This is a genomic window from Haemophilus parainfluenzae (assembly GCF_003253005.1).
Classification (GTDB): domain Bacteria; phylum Pseudomonadota; class Gammaproteobacteria; order Enterobacterales; family Pasteurellaceae; genus Haemophilus_D; species Haemophilus_D parainfluenzae_M.
Genome location: NZ_QEPZ01000001.1, coordinates 419,598 through 438,341, shown reverse-complemented (window position 1 = coordinate 438,341; position 18,744 = coordinate 419,598). Strand labels below are relative to the sequence as shown.

24 protein-coding genes are annotated in these 18,744 nt (G+C 39.0%); 15 read left to right on the top strand and 9 right to left on the bottom strand.

Translation table 11 applies throughout. The annotated features are described in order from the left end of the window. Positions 1 to 168: 168 nt before the first annotated feature. Positions 169 to 708, bottom strand: coding sequence for a DUF5358 domain-containing protein (locus DPV97_RS02270; protein ID WP_070715000.1), 540 nt, complete (start codon positions 706 to 708; stop codon positions 169 to 171). 183 nt (positions 709 to 891) lie between these two features. On the opposite strand from DPV97_RS02270, the gene menB reads away from it, so the two are divergent. From menB to fis, 12 genes are all read left to right on the top strand, one after another. Beyond that, positions 892 to 1,749 (top strand): 1,4-dihydroxy-2-naphthoyl-CoA synthase, encoded by an 858-nt coding sequence (gene menB, locus DPV97_RS02265; RefSeq protein WP_005698319.1) that lies wholly within the window; start codon positions 892 to 894, stop codon positions 1,747 to 1,749. Positions 1,750 to 1,842: 93 nt separating this feature from the next. Further along, positions 1,843 to 2,613: a glycosyltransferase family 25 protein gene (locus DPV97_RS02260; protein WP_070715002.1), complete on the top strand. Its 771-nt coding sequence runs from the start codon at positions 1,843 to 1,845 to the stop codon at positions 2,611 to 2,613. Positions 2,614 to 2,674: 61 nt separating this feature from the next. Beyond that, positions 2,675 to 3,664, top strand: coding sequence for an o-succinylbenzoate synthase (menC, locus tag DPV97_RS02255; protein WP_070715004.1), 990 nt, complete (start codon positions 2,675 to 2,677; stop codon positions 3,662 to 3,664). Positions 3,665 to 3,724: 60 nt separating this feature from the next. Then, entirely contained in the window at positions 3,725 to 4,177 is a 453-nt protein-coding gene (gene aroQ, locus DPV97_RS02250) for a type II 3-dehydroquinate dehydratase (protein WP_070715006.1), read from the top strand. Positions 4,178 to 4,336: 159 nt separating this feature from the next. Next, on the top strand, positions 4,337 to 4,795 hold the full coding sequence (accB, locus tag DPV97_RS02245) for an acetyl-CoA carboxylase biotin carboxyl carrier protein (protein WP_070715009.1): 459 nt from the start codon (positions 4,337 to 4,339) through the stop codon (positions 4,793 to 4,795). Positions 4,796 to 4,855: 60 nt separating this feature from the next. After that, positions 4,856 to 6,202: an acetyl-CoA carboxylase biotin carboxylase subunit gene (gene accC / locus DPV97_RS02240; protein ID WP_070715011.1), complete on the top strand. Its 1,347-nt coding sequence runs from the start codon at positions 4,856 to 4,858 to the stop codon at positions 6,200 to 6,202. Positions 6,203 to 6,294: 92 nt separating this feature from the next. Continuing rightward, positions 6,295 to 6,549 (top strand): YhdT family protein, encoded by a 255-nt coding sequence (locus DPV97_RS02235; protein WP_070715013.1) that lies wholly within the window; start codon positions 6,295 to 6,297, stop codon positions 6,547 to 6,549. Next, positions 6,549 to 7,973 (top strand): sodium/pantothenate symporter, encoded by a 1,425-nt coding sequence (gene panF, locus DPV97_RS02230; RefSeq protein ID WP_070715015.1) that lies wholly within the window; start codon positions 6,549 to 6,551, stop codon positions 7,971 to 7,973. Before DPV97_RS02235 ends, panF begins: the two co-directional genes overlap by 1 nt. Positions 7,974 to 7,989: 16 nt before the next feature. Continuing rightward, positions 7,990 to 8,865: a DMT family transporter gene (locus tag DPV97_RS02225; protein WP_070715017.1), complete on the top strand. Its 876-nt coding sequence runs from the start codon at positions 7,990 to 7,992 to the stop codon at positions 8,863 to 8,865. 12 nt (positions 8,866 to 8,877) lie between these two features. Next, on the top strand, positions 8,878 to 9,765 hold the full coding sequence (gene prmA / locus DPV97_RS02220; RefSeq protein ID WP_070715019.1) for a 50S ribosomal protein L11 methyltransferase: 888 nt from the start codon (positions 8,878 to 8,880) through the stop codon (positions 9,763 to 9,765). 148 nt (positions 9,766 to 9,913) lie between these two features. Continuing rightward, on the top strand, positions 9,914 to 10,894 hold the full coding sequence (gene dusB / locus DPV97_RS02215) for a tRNA dihydrouridine synthase DusB (protein ID WP_070715021.1): 981 nt from the start codon (positions 9,914 to 9,916) through the stop codon (positions 10,892 to 10,894). Continuing rightward, positions 10,888 to 11,187, top strand: coding sequence for a DNA-binding transcriptional regulator Fis (gene fis, locus DPV97_RS02210; RefSeq protein WP_005696908.1), 300 nt, complete (start codon positions 10,888 to 10,890; stop codon positions 11,185 to 11,187). Before dusB ends, fis begins: the two co-directional genes overlap by 7 nt. A gap of 46 nt (positions 11,188 to 11,233) precedes the next feature. On the opposite strand, the gene DPV97_RS02205 is transcribed toward fis, so the two are convergent. From DPV97_RS02205 to bcp, 4 genes are all read right to left on the bottom strand, one after another. Next, the gene (locus DPV97_RS02205; protein WP_070715023.1) at positions 11,234 to 12,034 is read right to left on the bottom strand and encodes an energy transducer TonB; all 801 of its coding nucleotides are present in this window, start codon (positions 12,032 to 12,034) and stop codon (positions 11,234 to 11,236) included. Further along, entirely contained in the window at positions 12,031 to 12,507 is a 477-nt protein-coding gene (exbD, locus tag DPV97_RS02200; RefSeq protein WP_049363372.1) for a TonB system transport protein ExbD, read from the bottom strand. Before exbD ends, DPV97_RS02205 begins: the two co-directional genes overlap by 4 nt. A 2-nt stretch (positions 12,508 to 12,509) precedes the next feature. After that, positions 12,510 to 12,962, bottom strand: coding sequence for a TonB-system energizer ExbB (gene exbB / locus DPV97_RS02195; protein WP_070715024.1), 453 nt, complete (start codon positions 12,960 to 12,962; stop codon positions 12,510 to 12,512). Positions 12,963 to 13,137: 175 nt separating this feature from the next. Beyond that, complete coding sequence (bcp, locus tag DPV97_RS02190; RefSeq protein ID WP_070715027.1) at positions 13,138 to 13,605, bottom strand: thioredoxin-dependent thiol peroxidase; 468 nt, start codon at positions 13,603 to 13,605, stop codon at positions 13,138 to 13,140. Between the two features lie 117 nt (positions 13,606 to 13,722). Here bcp and dapA point away from each other — a divergent pair, with 117 nt between their 5' ends. Together dapA and bamC are read left to right on the top strand one after the other, a co-directional pair. Then, positions 13,723 to 14,619 carry a 4-hydroxy-tetrahydrodipicolinate synthase gene (gene dapA / locus DPV97_RS02185; protein WP_070715028.1) on the top strand — a complete coding sequence of 299 codons (897 nt, stop codon included), beginning with the start codon at positions 13,723 to 13,725 and terminating at the stop codon, positions 14,617 to 14,619. Between the two features lie 102 nt (positions 14,620 to 14,721). Beyond that, positions 14,722 to 15,723, top strand: coding sequence for an NlpB/DapX family lipoprotein (gene bamC, locus DPV97_RS02180; protein ID WP_070715030.1), 1,002 nt, complete (start codon positions 14,722 to 14,724; stop codon positions 15,721 to 15,723). Positions 15,724 to 15,786: 63 nt separating this feature from the next. Here the strand turns inward: bamC and DPV97_RS02175 are convergent, their stop codons facing one another. The 3 genes from DPV97_RS02175 to arsC form a co-directional block, all read right to left on the bottom strand. Next, positions 15,787 to 16,083: a DUF5377 family protein gene (locus tag DPV97_RS02175; protein WP_049365297.1), complete on the bottom strand. Its 297-nt coding sequence runs from the start codon at positions 16,081 to 16,083 to the stop codon at positions 15,787 to 15,789. A 25-nt stretch (positions 16,084 to 16,108) separates the two neighbouring features. Beyond that, positions 16,109 to 16,363, bottom strand: a complete 255-nt coding sequence (locus DPV97_RS02170; RefSeq protein ID WP_070715032.1) for an alternative ribosome-rescue factor A — start codon at positions 16,361 to 16,363, stop codon at positions 16,109 to 16,111. 65 nt (positions 16,364 to 16,428) lie between these two features. Continuing rightward, positions 16,429 to 16,779 (bottom strand): arsenate reductase (glutaredoxin), encoded by a 351-nt coding sequence (gene arsC / locus DPV97_RS02165; RefSeq protein ID WP_054419085.1) that lies wholly within the window; start codon positions 16,777 to 16,779, stop codon positions 16,429 to 16,431. 94 nt (positions 16,780 to 16,873) lie between these two features. Here arsC and DPV97_RS02160 point away from each other — a divergent pair, with 94 nt between their 5' ends. Next, on the top strand, positions 16,874 to 17,920 hold the full coding sequence (locus tag DPV97_RS02160) for an AI-2E family transporter (protein WP_070715034.1): 1,047 nt from the start codon (positions 16,874 to 16,876) through the stop codon (positions 17,918 to 17,920). A 36-nt stretch (positions 17,921 to 17,956) separates the two neighbouring features. On the opposite strand, the gene tsaA is transcribed toward DPV97_RS02160, so the two are convergent. Beyond that, positions 17,957 to 18,694 carry a tRNA (N6-threonylcarbamoyladenosine(37)-N6)-methyltransferase TrmO gene (tsaA, locus tag DPV97_RS02155; protein ID WP_070715036.1) on the bottom strand — a complete coding sequence of 246 codons (738 nt, stop codon included), beginning with the start codon at positions 18,692 to 18,694 and terminating at the stop codon, positions 17,957 to 17,959. Positions 18,695 to 18,744 lie beyond the last annotated feature (50 nt).

Here is an 18,744-nt window from a genome sequence, read left to right as displayed (position 1 = left end):
TTGTAAAAAATATTTCTAGTTAGACTAGCTGAAAATGACTTTAATTAAAATGACTATTTTGCTTTTTTACTTAAAATCTAAGCTTTTTTTGATCGTAATCGTTTTCTCTGAATACAAAAACGGCGTAAAATTAGTTACGCCGTTGTTTTTATAGAAAATAATGAAAGATTAGAGAAGAAGAGCTGAACCCCATTTGATAATATCAAAGAAGAATTTGTTCTGATTGGTAGCAATGCCATCTCCACTTTTCTTCAATGTGCCGTCATCATTCTTCGTTTCATCTACCATACCATTTATATATTGCCCTTTGACCACATCCAAATCTTCTTTTGCCTGAGTACGCAAGATTTGACACGCTTTAGGTTCTAATGGCTCGACATCACCGACTTCTGTACGGAATTTCTTAAATTGATAGGTCGCGTAATTCATCGATTTTTCATCTTTTTGAATCATTTTCACATAGTCTTCTCCGATGATTTTTTCTAACGGATAGAAAAAGACATATTGAGAATGAATGTAGCTATCTTCTTTAGCAAAATGCTGTTGTTGAATACGAGTTAAATTCGGATAAATGCATTGTTCAGCTTGTTTACTTGCCGTTGCCCATGTTTTCGCATTCACATCTGAAAGGAGGTAATCCGCTTGTGCAAATTCTGCGGGAATCGGCGATTGTGATGAGTCAAATAAACTACAAGCACTTAATAGCATCGTTATACCGAAAAGAATAAATTTTCTCACTTAAATATCCTTATAAAACCTAGGGTAGGAAAATTTTAGCAACAACAATCTGATTGTAAAGTGATTCTATACTTAGACAGTGATTTTCTTTCCAGAAGTAAAAAACTTCCGCTATAATGACCGCACTTTTTACACTTATTAAAGGAAAGAACAATGCAAAATCCAAAAGATGATGTTTTATATGCACCAGTTGAGTGGGTTGATCACAGTGAAGGTTATACTGATATCCGTTTCCACAAATCGACTGATGGTATTGCAAAAATTACCATTAATCGTCCAGAAGTGCGCAATGCATTTCGTCCGCAAACAGTTAAAGAAATGATCCATGCATTTTCTAATGCTCGTTTCGATGAAAAAATTGGTGTGATTGTGTTAACCGGTGAAGGCGAAAAAGCATTCTGTTCTGGCGGTGACCAAAAAATTCGTGGTGACTACGGCGGTTATAAAGATGAAAGCGGAGTGCATCATTTAAACGTATTGGATTTTCAACGTGATATTCGTACTTGTCCAAAACCAGTAGTGGCAATGGTGGCTGGATATGCAATTGGTGGCGGTCACGTATTGCATATGTTATGTGATTTAACGATTGCTGCAGACAATGCAATCTTTGGTCAAACTGGTCCTAAAGTAGGTTCATTTGACGGTGGATGGGGAGCAAGCTATATGGCGCGTTTAGTTGGTCAGAAAAAAGCACGTGAAATTTGGTTCTTATGCCGTCAATATAATGCGCAAGAAGCATTAGATATGGGCTTAGTGAATACTGTGGTGCCTTATGCTGATTTAGAAAAAGAAACCGTGCGTTGGTGCCGTGAAATGTTACGTAACAGTCCAATTGCGTTACGTTGCTTGAAAGCTGCATTGAATGCAGACTGCGATGGTCAATCAGGTTTACAAGAACTCGCGGGTAATGCAACCATGTTGTTCTATATGACTGAAGAAGGTCAAGAAGGTCGTAACGCGTTTAATGAAAAACGTGCACCAGACTTCAGTAAATTCAGACGCAATCCTTAATTTGAACATAAAAGTGCGGTTAAAAATCAGTGTGTTTTTAACCGCACTTATCATGATATATTCAAATCTTTATTCATACCTTAGAGTTATTTTATGGACTGCTTCAAACAACATAATTATGTGATTAGTTTAATCAGAGAAACAAAACGTCGCAAACATATTGAACAAGAATTTGGTCAGCAAAATATCCCTTTTTCATTTTTTGATGCGGTGACACCAGATCATATAGAGGATGTAGCAAAGAAATTTAATATTACTTTAGATCGTTCGACAAACGCTAAATTATGTGATGGTGAAATTGGTTGTGCATTAAGCCATATTGCATTATGGGAGTTGGCAGTAGAAAATGACTTAGACTATATCAATATTTTTGAAGATGATATTCACTTAGGTGAGAATGCAAAGGAGCTTTTAGAAGTGGATTATTTATCTGATGATATTGATGTGCTAAAGCTTGAAGCTAATGGAAAAATGGTATTTCGAACACCTAAAACAGTAAAATATGATAGAAAGGTTTACCCTATTACATTTAAGCAATCAGGAACTGCAGGTTATACAGTGACAGCGAAAGGTGCCAAATACCTTCTCGAACAAGTAAAAAACAAACCGCTTGAGGTGGCCATTGATTCTCTTATTTTTGAGGATTTTTTAAATTTAAAGGATTACAAAGTCGTTCAGCTTTCACCAGGGATTTGTGTGCAAGATTTTGTTGTGAATCCGGATAAGCCTTTTGAAAGCACTTTGCAAAAAGGCCGAGAGTTGGTTTGTGAAAATCAAACAAAATTTTCAGCCTTTGGGAGAATCATAAACGAACTCATGAGATTAAAACGTAAATTATTTATGAAACAAGTGCCTTTTAAGTAGGATGCGTGCGGTTAAAAATCAGTGTGTTTTTAACCGCACTTTAGCTATCAAGGAGAACAAGATGAAAAGCAAATCATTTAATCTTTATCGTTATTCTATTCCCGTCGACAGCCAATTAATTTTACGTGGACGCTTTTTGAAATGTCGAGAAGGTTTGATTGTACGTGTTGCTTGCAGCCGTGATGGCTGGGGCGAAATTGCACCTTTGCCTGGGTTTAGCGAAGAAACCATTGAACAAGCGCAAGAGCAAGCCATTGAATGGCTGACGAATTGGTGTCATGCGAGCTGCAAAGCACCAAGAGTGCCACTTGATGGTTGTTATCCTTCTGTTGCCTTCGGTATTAGCACGGCGATGGATGAAATGAAACGTTATTTAAATGAGGAAGGTAACTATCATAATGCACCGTTGTGCTATGGTGATCCTGATGAGTTATATTCAGAACTGAATCAAATGCCAGGTGATAAAGTTGCTAAAATCAAAGTCGGCATGTATGAAGCAAATCGTGATGGTTTAATTGCCGACATGTTTTTGGAAGCTATTCCTGATTTGCAATTACGTCTAGATGCGAATCGTCAATGGACATTAGAAAAAGCCTTAAAATTTGCGGAGAAAGTGAAACCGCAACATCGTTCACGTATTCAATTTCTAGAAGAACCTTGTAAAACCCGTGAAGAAAGCCGGCAGTTTGCAGCTCAAACAGGTATTAATATTGCTTGGGATGAAAGTGTGCGTGAGCCTGACTTCCTTTTGGAAAAGGAACCGCACTTAAGTACCATTGTGATTAAGCCAACACTGGTTGGTTCGCTACAAGATTGTCAAAAGCTGATTGCACAAGCGCATAGTTTAGGCATAAAAGCAGTGATTAGCTCGAGCATTGAAAGTAGTCTAGGATTGACTCAACTCGCTCGTATCGCGGCACAATATACACCCAATGTGACGCCAGGATTAGATACGTTAAATTTGATGCAACATCAAGTATTACGTGCGTGGCCAGGCTCAGATTTACCGCTAATTGATTTAAATTCAGAATTTATTACCAAAATCGTCTAGAGATACGACCACCATTACACAAAAAATCGATATAATTCGCACAAGTTAAAGGATGTGAAAATGTCAAAAAAATTCAATATTTTGCTGTTAAATGGCCCGAACTTAAATATGTTGGGCGCAAGAGAGCCGAAACATTATGGTTCGCTTTCGTTATCTACCATTGAGGAAAATATGGCAAAACTTGCGGCGCAGCATAATGTGAGTTTGGCATGCTTTCAAGCAAATAGTGAAGAAAAGTTAATCGATAAGATTCATCAAAGTTTTCAGAAAGTGGATTTTATTTTAATTAACCCTGCAGCTTATACGCATACCAGTGTTGCATTACGTGATGCGTTGCTTGCTGTGTCAATTCCTTTTGTTGAAATCCATTTGTCTAATGTACATAAGCGCGAGCCATTCCGTCATCATTCTTACTTTAGTGATGTGGCAGAAGGGGTGATTTGTGGCTTAGGTGCGAAAGGCTATGAGTTTGCTCTTCAATTTGCTTTAGATTTTTTAAATAAAAAATCATAAAATTTCACAAAATTTACAGATTTTCGCAGAAATTTATCGCAAAGTGCGTGATTTTGCGGTAATCTTGCCGACACAAAAACAGGTTTCAAAATGACAGCACTTTGGAAATCAATTCTGAAAGTGCGGTTAACAATTCATTATTATTTTTAGGAAGAGCGTATGGACATTCGTAAAATCAAAAAACTGATTGAATTAGTAGAAGAATCGGGTATCACTGAATTAGAAGTGCAAGAAGAAGAAGGTACAGTACGTATTAGTCGTGCGGCACCAGCGGTTGCACCTGCTGCAATTCAATATGCAGCGGCGCCTGTAGCACCCGTTGCTGCTCCTGCAGCTGCTCCTGCGGCAGCAGCGCCTGCTGAAGCACCAGCGGCTGAAATTTCTGGCCACCAAGTTCGTTCACCTATGGTAGGTACATTCTACCGTAGCCCAAGCCCAGAAGCGAAAGCTTTCGTTGAAGTGGGACAAACTGTCAAAGTAGGCGATGCACTTTGTATCGTTGAAGCAATGAAAATGATGAACCGTATTGAAGCTGATAAAGCTGGTGTGGTTAAAGCAATCTTAGTGAATGATGGCGAAGCGGTTGAATTTGACCAACCATTAATCGTTATCGAATAATCCCTATCAATCTGAAATGGCGAGCTTTCTCGCCATTTTTTTACCCAAGTGGAAATTGTTATGTTAGAAAAAGTTGTGATTGCTAACCGTGGTGAAATTGCACTGCGTATTTTGCGTGCCTGTAAAGAATTAGGCATTAAAACTGTGGCGGTTCACTCTACCGCCGATCGTGATTTAAAACACGTATTACTTGCAGATGAAACAGTTTGTATCGGACCTGCGCCATCTGTAAAAAGTTATTTAAATATTCCTGCCATTATTGCCGCAGCAGAAGTAACAGGTGCGGATGCGATTCACCCTGGTTATGGTTTCCTTTCTGAAAACGCAGATTTTGCAGAGCAAGTTGAACGTTCTGGTTTTATTTTTATTGGCCCAACTGCAGACGTCATTCGTTTGATGGGGGATAAAGTTTCTGCAATTAAAGCAATGAAAAAAGCGGGCGTGCCTTGTGTACCGGGTTCTGATGGTCCTGTAGGTAGCGATATCGTGAAAAATAAAGAAATTGCAAAACGTATTGGTTATCCAATTATTATCAAAGCATCTGGCGGCGGCGGCGGTCGTGGTATGCGTGTCGTTCGTAGCGAAGATGCACTTGAAGAATCCATTGCGATGACAAAAGCTGAAGCAAAAGCAGCATTTAATAATGACATGGTTTATATGGAAAAATATTTAGAAAATCCACGCCATGTTGAAATTCAAGTTTTAGCGGATACACACGGTAATGCAATTTATCTTGCAGAACGTGATTGTTCTATGCAACGTCGCCACCAAAAAGTTGTGGAAGAAGCGCCTGCGCCAGGTATTACAGAAGAAGTTCGTCGTGACATCGGCACTCGTTGTGCGAATGCTTGTATCGAAATTGGTTATCGCGGTGCAGGTACGTTTGAATTCTTGTATGAAAATGGTGAATTCTATTTCATTGAAATGAATACCCGTATTCAAGTAGAGCATCCAGTAACAGAAATGATTACCGGTGTAGATTTGGTGAGAGAACAGTTGCGCATTGCGGCTGGTTTACCACTTTCTTATAAACAAGAAGATATCAAAGTGAAAGGCCATGCGATGGAATGTCGTATCAATGCGGAAGACCCAAAAACATTCTTACCATCTCCAGGTAAAGTTGCTCACTTGCACTCACCAGGTGGTTTAGGCGTTCGTTGGGATTCTCATGTATATGCTGGTTATACCGTTCCACCACACTACGATTCTATGATCGCAAAATTAATCACATACGGTGATACTCGTGATGTCGCAATCCGTCGTATGCAAAATGCATTATCTGAGACGATCATTGACGGTATCAAAACAAATATCCCACTTCATGAACTCATTCTTGAAGATGAAAACTTCCAAAAAGGTGGTGCCAATATCCACTATTTAGAGAAGAAATTAGGGATGTATGATTAATTCATAATTTTAAGGTAAAGGCAGAATATTTCTGCCTTTTTGTTATCGTTGAATAATTATCTGATGGTAAAATTTTTTAATAGGAACTCAAAATGGAACTTTCACAACGGTATAAGCAAGCGGCCAAGGAAGCTCGCTGGGCATTAGGTTTAGCTATTTTTTATGTGATTGGGTGGTGTATGTGTGCTTATCTCCCGAAAGATTCACCTGGGCCGATAGGTTTTCCGTTATGGTTTGAATTATCCTGTATTTATTTACCTATTTTGTTTGTCATCATTGGGTATTGGATTGTCAAAATTGTCTTTTTAGATATCCCGCTAGATGTTGAGTCAAAGGAGAATAAATAATGAATTTAGGTATTATTCTCCCATTAGCTATCTATTTAGTCTTTATCTTTGGCGCGGCATTATTTGCTTATGTAAAACGCAGTAAAGGTGATTTCCTTACGGAATATTATGTAGGAAATCGCTCCATGACGGGCTTTGTCCTTGCGATGACAACGGCTTCCACTTATGCCAGTGCCAGTTCTTTTGTTGGTGGACCTGGGGCGGCTTATAAATATGGGCTAGGTTGGGTATTACTCGCCATGATCCAAGTACCGGCTGTTTGGTTAGCCTTAGGTGCATTAGGTAAAAAGTTTGCACTACTCTCTCGCGAAACTAATGCGCTCACTATTAATGATTTATTTCTCTATCGTTATAAAAACAAATATCTCGTTTGGATTTCCAGTCTAGCATTGTTGATTGCCTTTTTTGCCGCTATGGTTGTGCAATTTATTGGTGGGGCGAGATTGCTCGAAACCACGATAGGGATTCCTTATACTCACGCCTTGCTTATTTTTGCCTTAACGGTTGGCATTTATACATTTATTGGTGGTTTCCGAGCGGTCGTATTAACCGATACAATTCAAGGTACGGTAATGATTTTGGGCACAATCGTGTTATTGGTGGGCGTTATTTACCATCTCGGTGGCGTAGAAAGTGCGGTCAATAAATTAACTGAAATTGATCCAAGTTTAGTGAGCCCTTACGGCCCAAATGAGATGCTAGATTTTCAATTTATGGCATCATTTTGGATTTTAGTTTGTTTCGGTGTGGTTGGCTTACCACATACAGCTGTGCGTTGTATGGCTTTCAAAGATAGTAAAGCCTTACATCGAGGCATGCTCATTGGTACGATTGTCCTTTCAGTCATTATGTTTGGTATGCACTTGGCAGGCGCTTTAGGACGTGCCGTTGTGCCAGATTTAACGGTGTCAGATAAAGTCATTCCAACCTTAATGTTGGAAGTGCTCCCACCTATTGTTGCAGGGATTTTCTTAGCTGCACCGATGTCAGCGATTATGTCCACAGTTGATGCGCAACTTATTCAATCCTCTTCAATTTTTGTGAAAGACTTATATCTTGCAAGCAAACCTGAAGCAGAGAAGAATGAAAAACGAATTAGTCGTATTTCATCAGTCATTACACTAATTTTATCGGTGTTGTTAATTTTTGCCGCACTTAATCCACCGGATATGATTATTTGGTTGAATTTATTTGCTTTCGGGGGATTAGAAGCAGCATTCCTTTGGGTAATTGTATTAGGCATTTATTGGGATAAAGCAAATTCAGCAGGTGCAATAAGCTCAATGGTGGTGGGATTAAGCAGTTATGTGCTGCTGACTCAATTTGGTATCAAACTATTTGGTTTTAATGCGATTGTTCCAGCACTTGTATTTGGTTTGATTGCGTTCATCTTAGGCAATCAATTCGGCGCCAAAAAACAGTAAAAATGGACCGCACTTTATGATTTACCAGATCCTGGCGTTGTTTATTTGGAGTAGTGCCTTTGTTGCCGCGAAATACACCTTTACAATGATGGATACTATTTTAATGATCCAAGCCCGTTTATTAATGGCGGCGATTATTGTGATGCCACTCTTTTTTCGTCGTTGGAAAGGCGTGTCTAAACCGATGCGAAAACAGCTTTGGTGGCTAGGTTTTTTCAACTATACTGCGACCTTTTTGCTGCAATTTATTGGTTTAAAATATACGAGCGCGGCGAGCGCAACAACCATGATTGGATTAGAGCCGTTATGTGTGATTTTTATTGGGCATTTTTTCTTTCAAGATCGTGCGAAATGGTATCATTGGTTGTGTGGCGCTTTTGCCTTTTTAGGTGTGGCCATTTTAATTCTAGGTGGGCAGGGCAATGAAGGCTCAAGTGAAATTAGCTTATTGGGATGCTCATTAGTGGTGGCGGCAAGTATTGTGTTTGCTTGTTGCTTGCGTTGGACGAAAAAAGTGGTAGCAACGGTTTCAGCACAAGCCTATACATCAATTTCGATTGTGTTAGCAACCATCACCATGCTGCCATTTACTTTATTGATGACTGAAAACTGGGATATCCATTGTAACTGGCTGGGTTTCTTCGGTTTGATTTATCTCGGTGTAGCGTGCAGTTGGTTTGCTTTTTGGTTATGGAATAAAGGCTTAAATTCGGTGGATGCAAAAATCTCTGGAATTTTGACCGCACTTGAGCCGATTTTTGGTGTCTTTTTGGCAGTATTATTACTCAACGAAGAGGTTTCACTTGTTTCAGCGCTTGGGATTATCATTATTGTGGTTTCAGCCCTAGGCGTAAGTTTATTACCCAGATGGTTACATAAAGAAATTAATTAAAAGGAAAAGAAGATGGCGTGGATTCAAATTCGCTTAAATAGTACAAATGAAAAAGCCGAGAAAATTAGCGATTTTTTAGAAGAAATTGGCTCTGTTTCGGTCACATTTATGGATAGCCAAGATACGCCGATTTTTGAACCACTTCCAGGCGAAACGCGTCTGTGGGGAAATACCGATGTGATTGCATTGTTTGATGCAGAAACCGATATGAATGAAATTGTGAGCTTGCTTAAACAAGCCCATCATTTAGATGAAAATACCGCTTACAAAATCGAGCAAATAGAGAATAAAGATTGGGAACGTGAATGGATGGATAACTTCCACCCAATGCTATTTGGCAAGCGTTTATGGATTTGTCCAAGCTGGCGTGAAGTACCGGATCAAAATGCGGTTAATGTGATGCTTGATCCTGGTTTAGCTTTCGGGACAGGCACCCACCCGACAACCGCACTTTGTTTAGAGTGGTTAGATGGTTTGGATTTAACCGGCAAAACCGTCATCGATTTTGGCTGTGGATCTGGAATTCTTGCCATTGCTGCTCTTAAATTAGGTGCAAAAAATGCAATCGGTATTGATATCGATCCACAAGCGATTCTCGCCAGTCGTAATAATGCAGAACAAAATGGTGTAGCGGACCGTCTGCAACTTTTCTTATCTGATGATAAACCTGAAGATTTAAAAGCGGATGTCGTTGTGGCGAATATTCTTGCAGGTCCATTAAAAGAACTTTACCCGATTATCTCCCAATTAGTGAAAGAGGGTGGTGATCTTGGATTATCGGGCATTTTAGAAACTCAAGCACAATCGGTATGCGATGCTTATACACAATCCTTTGATTTAGATCTTGTGGCGGTGAAAGAGGAATGGTGTCGTATTACAGGTAAATTAAAATCGGCTTAATTTCTTTTTGTCAATTAAAAAAAGTGCATTTTTTGAACAAATTTCCCTTTGCAAAAAAAAGAAAAATGCGTAATATAGCACCCCTTGTCGGTGACTGCAGTTGCCTGACTTGCTAGAGATTAGGACTTGTAATTGGGGATAACATAAAATGCGAATTGGTTCTTATGAATTAAAAAATCGTATTTTATTGGCACCCATGGCAGGTATCACGGATCAACCTTTTCGACGTTTATGTGCCCATTACGGTGCGGGATTAACGTTTTCAGAGATGATGTCCACCAATCCTCAAGTTTGGCATACAGAGAAATCGAAACTTCGTTTAGCACATAGTGAAGAGCTAGGATTAAATGCGGTGCAAATCGCAGGTTCTGATCCTTTAGAAATGGCCCAAGCTGCAGCAATTAATGTAGCCTATGGCGCTGAAATTATCGACATCAATATGGGCTGTCCCGCAAAGAAAGTAAATCGAAAGCTAGCGGGCTCTGCACTTCTTCAATTTCCCGATTTAGTGGAGAAAATTTTAAAAGAAGTCGTGAATGCCGTTGATGTACCAGTGACGTTAAAAATTCGTACAGGTTGGGATAAAGCAAATCGAAACTGTGTGCAAATCGGAAAAATTGCAGAACAATCTGGTATTCAAGCTTTAACCATTCATGGGCGGACGAAAGAATGCTTATTTGAAGGGGAAGCGGAATACGACAATATTCGAGCCGTCAAACAATCAATTTCAATTCCAGTCATTGCGAATGGTGATATTGATTCTGCCTCGAAAGCGAAAAAGGTACTTGAGTACACAGGTGCCGATGCAATAATGATCGGTCGTGCCACACTAGGCAACCCATGGCTTTTTCAAGCCGTCGAGGCCTTAGTGGAACATGATTCGATAATTCAAACTCCAAGTTTGCGTGAAAAGTGCGGTCATATTTTGCGTCATATTCAGGAACTTCATCAGTTCTATGGTGAGCAAAAAGGCTATCGAATAGCCCGTAAGCACGTAGCTTGGTATTTACAGGGAATTCAACCCGATTCCGTTTTTAGACAGACTTTTAACGCAATTAATGAACCGAAAGAGCAGTTAATTGTGCTGGAAGATTTTTTAAATTCAATTTTGGATAAAGAAAAATGTTAGAACAACAACGTAGTCCGTCTGAAGCGTTAACCGTTTCAGTTTTAAACTCTCAATCACAAGTAACAAACAAACCATTACGTGATTCTGTAAAACAAGCTTTACGCAATTACTTATCACAATTAGATGGTCAAGATGTGAATGATCTTTACGAATTAGTATTAGCGGAAGTTGAACACCCGATGTTAGATATGATTATGCAGTACACCCGAGGTAACCAAACCCGTGCAGCGAACATGCTAGGCATTAACCGTGGTACATTGCGTAAGAAATTGAAAAAATACGGTATGGGCTAATTAAAATTAGCAAAAAGAAAGGCGAACATCATGTTCGCCTTTTTATTTATTGAATAGTGAAACTAATTGGTACGCTTACTGAAGAAGCAAATCCAGCTGGTTTTGAACCAACAGGTCTTGCACTTCTCACCGCTTCAAGTGCTGCGTTGTCTAAGCTTTCATCACCAGAGGAGTTTGTGACACGTTCTCCTGATAAGGAGCCATTTGCACCCACACTAAAACTCACGCTCACAACACCTTGTTTACGCATCATCTTCGCTCGAGCAGGGTAGCGCTTGTGCCGTTCAATTTCACGTCGAATAGCTGCACGATAAGCATTTAGCTCATCCGTATTGGTACCTGAGTCACCTTGAACGCCATTTGTACCAGGTTGACCTGTGGTCATTGCTTTAGAATTTGCCGTAGCCGTTGAATTTATATTCTTATCGCCAATCGGTAGGCTCTTTGGCATTTCTACCGCTTTCTCTGCTTTTACCTCATTTTTAGGTTTTTCCTTTGGCTTCTCTTTCGGTTTTGGTTTCGGTTTTTCTATTGGTTTTTCTGGCTTTTTCTCAGGTTCTTTTTTCTTTTCAGGTTCTGGTTTCTTTGTTGGATCCGAGACGACTTCCTGTTTTTCAGGTTCTGGTTCTGCCTGTTGAGGTTCGGGTTCCGGCTCAGGAGCGGGTTCTTCTACTCTCATCCCTTGAATCATTTCCATTGAAATCGTCGTGGATATTTCACCTGGAGCATTACTCGCCGCTTCATGTGGCGTATGCCAGTTCCAAAATAACGCTCCAAGGATGCTACCATGAACCAATAAAGAAATAAGCAAACCTAATAATGATCGTTTGGTTTGTTGGCTGTTCATTGACTACGTCCTACTCCAACGTCTCCGCTTGCAACTCCACTCACTTCAGGCGTATTTTTTGATTCATTTCCTTGAGTCGTTTTGCTTGGGGCGCCTTTATCTTTCATGGAAACAATGACGACATTTTTGATTTCATTTTTCGATAACATATCGGTAATGGTCACGAAATCTTGGAAAGAGGCGTCAGCATCAATTTTTAACGTTACTTTTTGGTCTTTATTCCAACCCATAATTTCTTTTTCAAGCGCTTCTTGTGAAATGGGCTTATCATTAAAATAAAGTTGCTTGTCAGCCGTAACTGTTAATAATTTTGTTAATTCATCTGATTTGAATGCGACCGTTGAACTCGCTTTGGGAACATTCACCTTAATTTTCCCTTGAGAAATAAAGGATGCAGTGACCAACACTATCGCTAATAACACCAACATAATGTCGATGAAAGGAATAATGTTGATTTCATCAAATTTTTTCACGATTATTCCTTATCTTTTTGAGTGTTTAATACTTTCCATTTCAATCGGTTAACTTCCACTTTACGACCTAAACCGTTATAGAACATCATAGAAGGAATGGCAACTAAAATACCTAGTGCGGTTGCTTTTAATGCAAGGGAAAGATGCATCATAATGGCGCTAGCATCAACTTCGCCATCACCATGACCAATTTGGAAGAAAGTTAATAAAATTCCAATTACTGTACCTAATAGACCAACATAAGGTGCGTTAGCACCGACAGTGGATATCACGGTCATATTGCGATTTAAATCAATTTCAAGTGCGTGAATATTGGAATATTTTGCTACATTCACATGCTTTAAAAAGAGAAAACGTTCAATCACGGCTGCGAGCATGATCACACTCATAAGAAGTAGAAGCCCGATAATCACGTAATCACTGTATTGTTGTAAAAACTCGAAAAGTTGTAACATTTGATTGTCCTTGTATGTGTAATAAAAATGTAAAATTAATTGAGAATGAATTTCAATTAGATTGCAAATTCTATCAAATGGAAAATAGAGCGTAAATATAAATTAGAGAAATGAACAATTTTTTGACCGCACTTTGAGATAAATCATAGAAAGAGCGGTTGTGTTGAGCGGTATTTTAAAGGGATTGTAGGTAATCTAAGACAACTCGATGATGTTCGCTCGTTTTGAATTTATCAAAAACGTGCTGAATTTTGCCTTGTTCATCAATGAGAAAGGTAATGCGATGAGTACCATCATAAACACGGCCCATGAATTTCTTTTCTCCCCATACGCCAAATTGTTCTGCAACCTGGTGATCTTCATCAGAAAGTAAGGTGAAGTTGAGTGCTTTTTTCTCTATAAATTGAGTGAGTTTTTTGGGTGCATCTGTACTGATGCCTAAAATAACTACACCTAATTTTTCTAACTCACTTTTAGCATCACGCAAACCACAGGCTTGAGTTGTACAACCTGGTGTTAAGGCTTTTGGATAAAAATACACAAGTACTTTTTTACCTTTGAAGTTACTAAGTGAAATTGGTTGATTGTCTTGATTTAAAAGCGTGAATTGCGGTGCTAAGTCACTCGCTTGTAATGTTTTCATAAAAAATCCTTAAAAATGTAAAAAATGATTTGTAAATTCAAGCTATTTTAGCGATTATAACCAAATATTTTCAAATGTTATTGTTAAAACGCAAAATAGGTGTAAATGGAGTGCCTTATGACTACGCAAACCCCCTTATTTTCAGGCAGTATTGTTGCTTTAGTAACCCCGATGGATAATCACGGAAACATTGATTTTGAAACATTAGAAAAACTTATCGAGTTTCATATCAATGCGGGTACAGATTCAATTGTATCTGTAGGTACAACAGGAGAGTCTGCCACATTAAGCATTGAAGAAAATGTGAAGGTGATTGAAAAAACTGTGGAATTAGCGAAAGGGCGTATTCCAATTATTGCTGGCACTGGTGCAAATGCGACGAGTGAAGCTATTATAATGACAAAATTATTACGTGATAGCGGGGTGGCGGGTTGTTTATCTGTTGTGCCTTATTACAATAAGCCGACACAAGAAGGTATGTACCAACATTTTAAAGCGATTGCAGAATGCACGGATTTACCACAACTTCTTTATAACGTACCAGGTCGTACCGGTAGTGATATGAAACCTGAAACCGTAGCACGCTTGTCTCAAATTGAGAATATTGTAGGGATTAAAGAGGCAACAGGCGATTTAACTCGTATCACTGCGATTAAAGAATTAGCCGGTAAAGATTTCATTGTATTAAGTGGTGATGATGCAACAGGTTTAGAAGCGATGAAATTAGGCGCAGAGGGTGTTATTTCTGTAACAAATAACCTTGCAGCAAAAGATATGGCGGCAATGTGTCGTTATGCTTTAGCGGGTAATTTCGCAAAAGCGGAAGAAATTAATGCCCGCTTAATGCGTTTACACCAAGATTTATTTATTGAATCAAACCCAATCCCGGTCAAATGGGCAGCGTATCGTTTAGGTTTAATTAAGACTCCACACTTACGTTTACCACTTACCGTGTTAAGCGAAGGCGCGCAAGTCAAAGTAGAAGAAGCATTAAAAATTGCTGGCTTAATTTAATGAATTAAAGGGTTGTTTTTACAGCCCTTTAAACTTTCGGCTTTTTTATTTGTCAAAGAGCGGTCATTATTCTAATTATTTTTTATTGAAAGGATTTAAGGAATGAAAAAAATCGTACTGAGTTTAGTCTCGGCAGCATTGTTATCGGCGTGTTCAAACAGCGTGGAAAAAATGCAGACGGCTAATGACACTTATCAAAATTCTGATCGTGAAATACCGAGCTTTTCTCCTTTAGCAAGTGGTGGTGTAACATTACCGCAAGCTGATCCGACTTATGAACTTCCTCAGCTTAATGCGAAAAAAGAACGCGTGGATATTCGTCCGCCTTCAACCCCATTAGCGATTATTAAAAATTCTTTAACACAATTTGATGGCGAACGTGCATTGATTGTTTATACGGATGCACAAGCGGAACTTTATAACCTCAAACAAATTGAGCGCTTATTGAAAGAAGAAGGCACAAATTCGACTTTAAATGGTGGAGAATTAATCAGTGACTGGGCGCCAACAGGTCGTGCAGATGATAAAGCCAATACAGAGATCCGTTATAAAATTGAACAAGTTACAGCGCAAGATGCGAGTGCGTTGGCTGTTTCTGTCGAACAAATGCGTCGTGATGGTGTGATTTACACACCAAATCAAGCAGATAAACAGCGTTATGCATCAGATCGTTTAAATCGTTTTGTTGCTGCGCTTACTAACGCTTATAACAAGCAACAACAAGATTTAAATAATGCCTCGGCAGGACCTTTCCAATCAGGTTTAATTACTGATATGAACGGTAGAATGGCATTGGGTATGGATGCAAGTTTTGATCAAGCATGGCAACGTTTAGGTTCGGTTTTACCGAAATTAGGCTTTAAAGCCACATCGGAATCTACTGGCCGTGGTTATCGCGAGTTAAAATATAAACCATTGGATAAACAAGAGTGGCTACGTTTAGGTGTGAATCCGCCTAATCTAGAAAAAGGTGTTTACCAAATGCAAATCTCCGCAGTGGGTAAACAAAGTGCGGTCGTCATCACTGATGAAGATGGCAAGGCATTATCAAATGAAGCAGTTCAATCCCTCTATTCCGCGCTAGGTGTGTTACTTGCACAATAATATAATAAGTTGAGAAATAAAAAGTGCAGATCAATTTGACCGCACTTTTTTATTAGAAAAAATTTATTCAGCTTTCACGCCTAAGTTACCTATTTTTACGCCGAGGTTACCGAGTGAAACTGGGTCCAAATAATCTCCCAAGAACTTGAATAACTCGCTTAATTCTGTAAATGAGCGTTTGATTTTTACTTGATCTTCTACTTTACGCACAAATTCATAACGCACATTTTCGCCCTCAAAATAAGCCGTGAGCGTGAGATAAATGGTTTCAAAAAAGTGGCTTTGAGCACCTTCTTCACCAGGGTCACTGATACGGACATTCCAAGTATTGTTAAATAAAACTTCTGTTTTGATTGACATATAGACTTCCTCTGTTTGTTATTTTTTATACTGAAATTGAAACGAAAAACCCGATGATAAAATTTCTGAAATTAAAAACTTTATCATCGGGCTTTTCAAACCAATTGCTCGCATATTTTGCTTTGCGTTGGTAACTGCCTTTGCCTTTACGTTTTTTCTCAACGCGTTGGCGGAATAATTTGTCGTGTAATAGTGCAATCAAAGCATTATCTTTCACGACTCCTTTGGCGTGTTGATAAATGGGCTGATTTTCAACCGCACTTTTTGTTTTTTTTGTCATATTTACCTCTAAAAAATTGCCGTGAAGTGTTTCACGGCAAGTTATTATAGCGAAAATGAATAGAATTACAAAATGGCGAGTACGCTTTCAGGCGGTCGTCCAATTTTAGCTTTTTCACCTTTTACCACAATCGGGCGTTCTAATAGGGCTGAATTTTCACTGATGGCTTTTAATAACTCATCCTTAGTTAATGCAGGATTATCTAACCCTAATGATTGATAAAGCTCATCTTTGGTACGCATCATTTTTCTGACATCATCTAATCCTAATTTATTAGCCAGTTGCTGCAATGCTTCAACAGAGTAGTGTTGTTGCAAGTAAAGTTCAATCGTTGGTTGAATGCCTTTTTCTTCTAATAAAGCTAAGGTTTCACGGCTTTTTGAGCAACGTGGATTATGATAAATCTTAACAGACATAACGTTTCCTTCTATTTTATGTTGAATGAGTGGATATAGGATTGATTTAAATTTTAACTTATAATGACAAAAAATACTTGTTTAGGAAGACTTTATGTTTGAAATGCTAAAAAATTGGTATAGTCGCCGCTTCAGCGATCCGCAGGCGATGGGGCTACTTGCCATTTTGTTGTTTGGCTTTATTGCAATTTATTTCTTTAGTGATTTAATCGCTCCGTTGCTGATTGCCATTGTATTAGCATATTTATTGGAAATGCCGATTAATTTCCTGACGACAAAATTAAAATTTCCTCGAATGCTCGCCACGTTAATTATTTTTGGTGGCTTTCTAACCTTGGCGTTATTGATTTTCTTCGGGCTTGTACCAACACTATGGAATCAAACGATTTCCTTATTAAGCGATTTGCCGGCCATGTTCAATAAATTACATGAATGGTTGTTAGCCCTTCCTGAGCATTATCCTGAACTCATCGATTACACCATGATTGATACCTTTTTTAGTGCGGCTCGAGCGAAGATTTTAGGCTTTGGTGAATCTGCGGTGAAATTGTCGATTACTTCATTAATGAACCTTGTATCACTGGGTATCTATGCATTTTTAGTGCCATTAATGATGTTCTTTATGCTGAAAGATAAAAGCGAACTTCTTGCGAGTGTAAGCCGATTTTTGCCTAAAAACCGTCTTTTAGCCTCTAAAGTATGGAATGAAATGCAGCAACAAATTGCGAATTATATTCATGGCAAGTTGTTGGAGATTTTGATTGTTGGCGTGGTGACTTATATTATCTTTTTAAGCTTTGGTTTAAATTATCCGTTATTACTTTCTGTTGCCGTTGGTCTTTCTGTGTTAGTTCCTTATATTGGTGCGGTATTGGTGACGATTCCCGTTGCTTTAGTCGCCATGTTCCAGTTTGGCATTTCTCCAACGTTTTGGTATTTAATTGTGGCCTTTTCGGTGAGTCAACTTCTAGATGGAAACCTGTTAGTACCGTATTTATTCTCTGAAGTCGTTAATTTACATCCTTTAGTAATCATTATTTCGGTGCTGATTTTCGGCGGATTATGGGGGTTCTGGGGCGTATTTTTCGCTATTCCATTGGCAACGCTCGTCAAAGCTGTGCTGAATGCATTGCCAGATTAGACAGAATTAAAACGATAAAAAGAAAGCTGACGAAAGTCAGCTTTTTTGTTCTTTTAATTTTTGGATATCGAGAATTTCGACACAGTCTGTTGTCCCCGCTTTAATACGCCATTTAATATTAAATTCGTACAGACTAATACCGTAAATACGATCGGTTTCTTTACCTTGTTGATAAGCCGGGCGGGGATCTTGTACGATCACTTCCATAATGAATCTTGCTAAGTGCGGTCGGTTTTTGTGATATTTTTCAACCGCACTTTGGGCGATTTCTGTAAATTCTACGTTTAATTTTGCAGGTGGTTTTTCTTGCGCAAAACTTGACTTTGCATCAGGTTCACTATCAGCATAGGCAATATAAGGCTTAATATCAAAAATAGGTGTACCATCGACAAGATCCACGGAGCCTAAATGCAGAAAAACACGTCCATGAATACATTCCACTTGGCGTAATTCAACTTTGGATAAGCCTAGCGGGTTTGGGCGATGCGTAGCGCGTGAAGCAAATACACCGACACGTTGATTGCCGCCTAAACGAGGGGGGCGAACAGTGGATTGCCATTTCCCATGGGGTATTTTGTCGAATTGGAAAATAAGCCAAAGATGGCTAAATTGCTCTAATCCTCGCACAGCCTCTGGTGAATTATAGGGAGGTAGCAGTTCCACAATACCAATGCCATCTTGTACTAAATCAGGCTGGCGTGGCACCGAGAATTTTTCTTTGTAAGGCGTGTGAATCACCGCAATTGGGTGAAGAGTCAGTGTTAAATCATTCATAAAAAGGCAATTTCCGTGTAGAATACGCCCTTTATTGTAATCAAAAGTGC

Excerpts from the sequence above, each read along its gene's own strand:
- DPV97_RS02270 (WP_070715000.1), bottom strand. The coding sequence starts at position 708 with ATGCTATTAAGTGCTTGTAGTTTATTTGACTCATCACAATCGCCGATT.
- menB (WP_005698319.1), top strand. The coding sequence starts at position 892 with ATGCAAAATCCAAAAGATGATGTTTTATATGCACCAGTTGAGTGGGTT.
- DPV97_RS02260 (WP_070715002.1), top strand. The coding sequence starts at position 1,843 with ATGGACTGCTTCAAACAACATAATTATGTGATTAGTTTAATCAGAGAA.
- menC (WP_070715004.1), top strand. The coding sequence starts at position 2,675 with ATGAAAAGCAAATCATTTAATCTTTATCGTTATTCTATTCCCGTCGAC.
- aroQ (WP_070715006.1), top strand. The coding sequence starts at position 3,725 with ATGTCAAAAAAATTCAATATTTTGCTGTTAAATGGCCCGAACTTAAAT.
- accB (WP_070715009.1), top strand. The coding sequence starts at position 4,337 with ATGGACATTCGTAAAATCAAAAAACTGATTGAATTAGTAGAAGAATCG.
- accC (WP_070715011.1), top strand. The coding sequence starts at position 4,856 with ATGTTAGAAAAAGTTGTGATTGCTAACCGTGGTGAAATTGCACTGCGT.
- DPV97_RS02235 (WP_070715013.1), top strand. The coding sequence starts at position 6,295 with ATGGAACTTTCACAACGGTATAAGCAAGCGGCCAAGGAAGCTCGCTGG.
- panF (WP_070715015.1), top strand. The coding sequence starts at position 6,549 with ATGAATTTAGGTATTATTCTCCCATTAGCTATCTATTTAGTCTTTATC.
- DPV97_RS02225 (WP_070715017.1), top strand. The coding sequence starts at position 7,990 with ATGATTTACCAGATCCTGGCGTTGTTTATTTGGAGTAGTGCCTTTGTT.
- prmA (WP_070715019.1), top strand. The coding sequence starts at position 8,878 with ATGGCGTGGATTCAAATTCGCTTAAATAGTACAAATGAAAAAGCCGAG.
- dusB (WP_070715021.1), top strand. The coding sequence starts at position 9,914 with ATGCGAATTGGTTCTTATGAATTAAAAAATCGTATTTTATTGGCACCC.
- fis (WP_005696908.1), top strand. The coding sequence starts at position 10,888 with ATGTTAGAACAACAACGTAGTCCGTCTGAAGCGTTAACCGTTTCAGTT.
- DPV97_RS02205 (WP_070715023.1), bottom strand. The coding sequence starts at position 12,034 with ATGAACAGCCAACAAACCAAACGATCATTATTAGGTTTGCTTATTTCT.
- exbB (WP_070715024.1), bottom strand. The coding sequence starts at position 12,962 with ATGTTACAACTTTTCGAGTTTTTACAACAATACAGTGATTACGTGATT.
- bcp (WP_070715027.1), bottom strand. The coding sequence starts at position 13,605 with ATGAAAACATTACAAGCGAGTGACTTAGCACCGCAATTCACGCTTTTA.
- dapA (WP_070715028.1), top strand. The coding sequence starts at position 13,723 with ATGACTACGCAAACCCCCTTATTTTCAGGCAGTATTGTTGCTTTAGTA.
- bamC (WP_070715030.1), top strand. The coding sequence starts at position 14,722 with ATGAAAAAAATCGTACTGAGTTTAGTCTCGGCAGCATTGTTATCGGCG.
- DPV97_RS02175 (WP_049365297.1), bottom strand. The coding sequence starts at position 16,083 with ATGTCAATCAAAACAGAAGTTTTATTTAACAATACTTGGAATGTCCGT.
- DPV97_RS02170 (WP_070715032.1), bottom strand. The coding sequence starts at position 16,363 with ATGACAAAAAAAACAAAAAGTGCGGTTGAAAATCAGCCCATTTATCAA.
- arsC (WP_054419085.1), bottom strand. The coding sequence starts at position 16,779 with ATGTCTGTTAAGATTTATCATAATCCACGTTGCTCAAAAAGCCGTGAA.
- DPV97_RS02160 (WP_070715034.1), top strand. The coding sequence starts at position 16,874 with ATGTTTGAAATGCTAAAAAATTGGTATAGTCGCCGCTTCAGCGATCCG.
- tsaA (WP_070715036.1), bottom strand. The coding sequence starts at position 18,694 with ATGAATGATTTAACACTGACTCTTCACCCAATTGCGGTGATTCACACG.